The 2697-nt window shown below is 54.0% G+C and carries 4 protein-coding genes; 2 read left to right on the top strand and 2 right to left on the bottom strand.

Going from position 1 to position 2697, the window contains the following annotated elements:
• Window positions 1–219 precede the first annotated feature (219 nt).
• Window positions 220–687 carry a hypothetical protein gene (locus tag AC1DWI_RS19160; protein ID WP_477669749.1) on the top strand — a complete coding sequence of 156 codons (468 nt, stop codon included), beginning with the start codon at window positions 220–222 and terminating at the stop codon, window positions 685–687.
• Between the two features lie 104 nt (window positions 688–791).
• On the top strand, window positions 792–1217 hold the full coding sequence (locus tag AC1DWI_RS19155) for a hypothetical protein (protein ID WP_477669748.1): 426 nt from the start codon (window positions 792–794) through the stop codon (window positions 1215–1217).
• A 471-nt stretch (window positions 1218–1688) separates the two neighbouring features.
• On the opposite strand, the gene AC1DWI_RS19150 is transcribed toward AC1DWI_RS19155, so the two are convergent.
• Both AC1DWI_RS19150 and AC1DWI_RS19145 read right to left on the bottom strand, forming a co-directional pair.
• Window positions 1689–1883, bottom strand: coding sequence for a DUF3606 domain-containing protein (locus AC1DWI_RS19150; protein ID WP_477669747.1), 195 nt, complete (start codon window positions 1881–1883; stop codon window positions 1689–1691).
• A 401-nt stretch (window positions 1884–2284) separates the two neighbouring features.
• Window positions 2285–2697: hypothetical protein (locus tag AC1DWI_RS19145; protein ID WP_477725468.1), on the bottom strand; the 413-nt coding region annotated here is incomplete at its 5' end.

The raw sequence follows: 2697 nt of genomic DNA, 5'->3' as shown, positions 1-2697 counted from the left end.
GAATAGCACGAACCTTGACAATTACAGCACTAAGGGCAACACGAATCCCTACACTGGCCAGGCCGGCACAGTGCAGCCCAACTATGCGCCGGCACCAGCGCCCATCCGCCCGCAGCAACACTGTGGCTACACGAGCTCTGGCCAATACGTCTGCCGGTGAACCCTTAAGTACGAACGACCGCGGAGCTTCGCCTCAGTCTATCTGCGTGGAGCATGCATATGACCACAGTTCCTACAAAACTCGGCCTTAAAGAAGCCTACGATTTGTATAGCAAGCACACCGACTCAGCCCACAAGTTATGGACGTACTTTTCCGCAGTGAGCCTCGCAGTGCTTGGGTACACGATTGGAAAAGATAAGGTGTCGTGGGCACCAGAAATGTTTCTCGTTATTGGAGGGAGCTATCTTGTGTTCTCCTTATCCAATCTTTGGGTACTCCAACTCACTCAGCGGGAGTGTGAGCAATTCGCAAAGCTCTTGAATTCTGTGGCTGGCGAGCAGGACGAACCAAAGCAGGGCATCACAGTTAAATCAGCGCCTGTCTGCGGGGTAATAGCGTTTCATCTCTTTGCGCAAGCCGCGGTTTTCGTCGCAATATATTTGACATGGGAAAATCAACCTAGTCCCAGCCCCGCGAAACCGCCGCTCTGTTGCGTACCGGCGCAGCCGGCAAGTGTCGGTGGCTAACCCCTCATTTCTGTGGTCTCTGAGGAATAAGCCGCGAAAGAAATCCGCCTCTGTTGGGCTGAGCACGTCAATCATCATGAAGACCCCATGGCTAAACTCCAATGATGAAATTCATCGTCAAACGCATCGTCATCTTGTTCACTGCTCTCCTGGCGGTACTGCTTGTTGCCGCCTGTGCACACCGCGGCTTTGTCGAGCACGGCCTATCGTTTCGGGTATATGAAACTCCGATTGACGATCTCAAAATTACTTATGGAAAAGTGGTGGTGCCGTTCTCGGGAGTTTCAGTGCCGGGCAGCGGAAGTCTTTGGAATGCACCAATGCCAATTCCAGAGCAGATGGTTGTGACCTGGATAGCAACGGGAAAGCCTCAAGAAGTGATCATTCCACTGAAGGGAAAGCTTTCGAGTAGTGACCAGATTGCAAATTGGCGATTGAGGTTCTACGGAGAGCGGATGGAGCTTTGGAGAGAAGACGACGATCCCAGCAGTAAGCACGCCCGCAAGCCGAGCGTCAAAGTCTATCCATAGCCCAGGTGTGTAGGGCACGCTTTTACTCTTAGGCTGACGCCTAGCTGTTGAATTCCGTCCAGATCTGACCCACTGGGGTGCGGATAAATACTTGGACTGGTTTATGTCGTAAATTCAATACTCTCTCGGTATTCGGCGGGGCTCAGAGAGCCAGGAGAGGTATTGATCCGCTTTCTTAACTGCCCAGGAGGGCGTATGGCTAACTCCAGAATGATGGAAACGCTACGCGCCGCTGTAAGAGTTGAGCAGCATGAAGAGCTCGAGCGCACGCGGCGTTGTATGGCGTTTATGCAAAAGATGGCGGCCTTTCAAAAGGGAGTTGGACCTGCGCCGACTCCCGAGGCATTTCAGCGGTGGTGCGAAGATGTTGAGCATCGCCTTGCGTTTCGCAGAATGAAGACCGGGATACCTGACCAGCTGGCTGAAGCCTGGGACGGCTCCCGATACTGACGGCTATGCCTCAGCTCGCAATCATTGCTGGCAGGTGTCTCTGCTGCGATGAAAATAACTGCGGATCTCGTCGGGTTCGCTGCCTACCGCATAGACCGCCACACGCAATTCATACTCTGTGCATTTCAACTCGGAGCACCACGACTCCACGACGCGCGGATTAGTCAGGCTGATGCGGTTGGTCGTGCTGTCTGCGTCAGGAAATTTTTGTGACATGATGTACCCCCTTCAAATGGGACATTTCATGGAGCCCTACTGAAGCGTGGCAGTGCGGACTTGTCGTAAGTAATTGGTGCAAAAAATCATGCCATATTGCACCGACCACGCTTTACCTGTGCACTTTCCTATATTTCGATGAATATCACATCCTTCAATTAGAGGAGATGTTTGCAGGAACACATGTCACGATATGTGACAAGGCCGATGCCATGAAACCGTTCCATGCGCTCATGCTGCTGTGGATTTTGGGTTTGCTGCTGCTCACGCCGGCGGCACGGATGCGCAGTGCTGGTCACTGGCACTGCCGCTGCGCCCAGGAAGGCGGCTGCCGCAGCGGCGCCGGTGGCCGCTCCCTCAGGACAGCACCGGCGAAGGATGGAAGGCTTTCCGGGCTACGGTTACGCTTTCAGGCGGTCACCGCTGTTTAGTGGGCTGGTCATCGCCTGCACGAATTCAACGCACATCATCCTGATGGGATGAACTTCGGCTTCGGTCACGCTGGCTTTGGCCATTGCCGCTTTCTCGATGTCTTCGTTTTCGAGTTCTACGAAGACGTTTTCACCGTCGTGGGTACGTAGATGAACGCGTAACTTGATTCCGGTGCTGGATAGCAGCATGTGATTCCTTTGTAATCGGGTTGACTGGATGTCGTGTCGGTGTGGAGGTGGCCGCCATAGCACGACGCCGGCCGTCCGTCTTTCGATGAATTCATTTCTGGCTGCCTGCCAGTCAACCCATCGGCGAATGGGCCAATCGGACCATTTCGCCACCGCTTGGTTGGCGGGCTCCTGGTCGTTGACAGGCTCAAGTC

Source organism: Polaromonas sp. P3_C2, from assembly GCF_056402675.1.
This window is presented reverse-complemented; position numbering and strand designations above follow the sequence as displayed.

Bases quoted from the DNA above. Each gene is read 5' to 3' on its own strand.
- AC1DWI_RS19160 (WP_477669749.1), top strand. From the start codon at position 220: ATGACCACAGTTCCTACAAAACTCGGCCTTAAAGAAGCCTACGATTTG.
- AC1DWI_RS19155 (WP_477669748.1), top strand. From the start codon at position 792: ATGAAATTCATCGTCAAACGCATCGTCATCTTGTTCACTGCTCTCCTG.
- AC1DWI_RS19150 (WP_477669747.1), bottom strand. From the start codon at position 1,883: ATGTCACAAAAATTTCCTGACGCAGACAGCACGACCAACCGCATCAGC.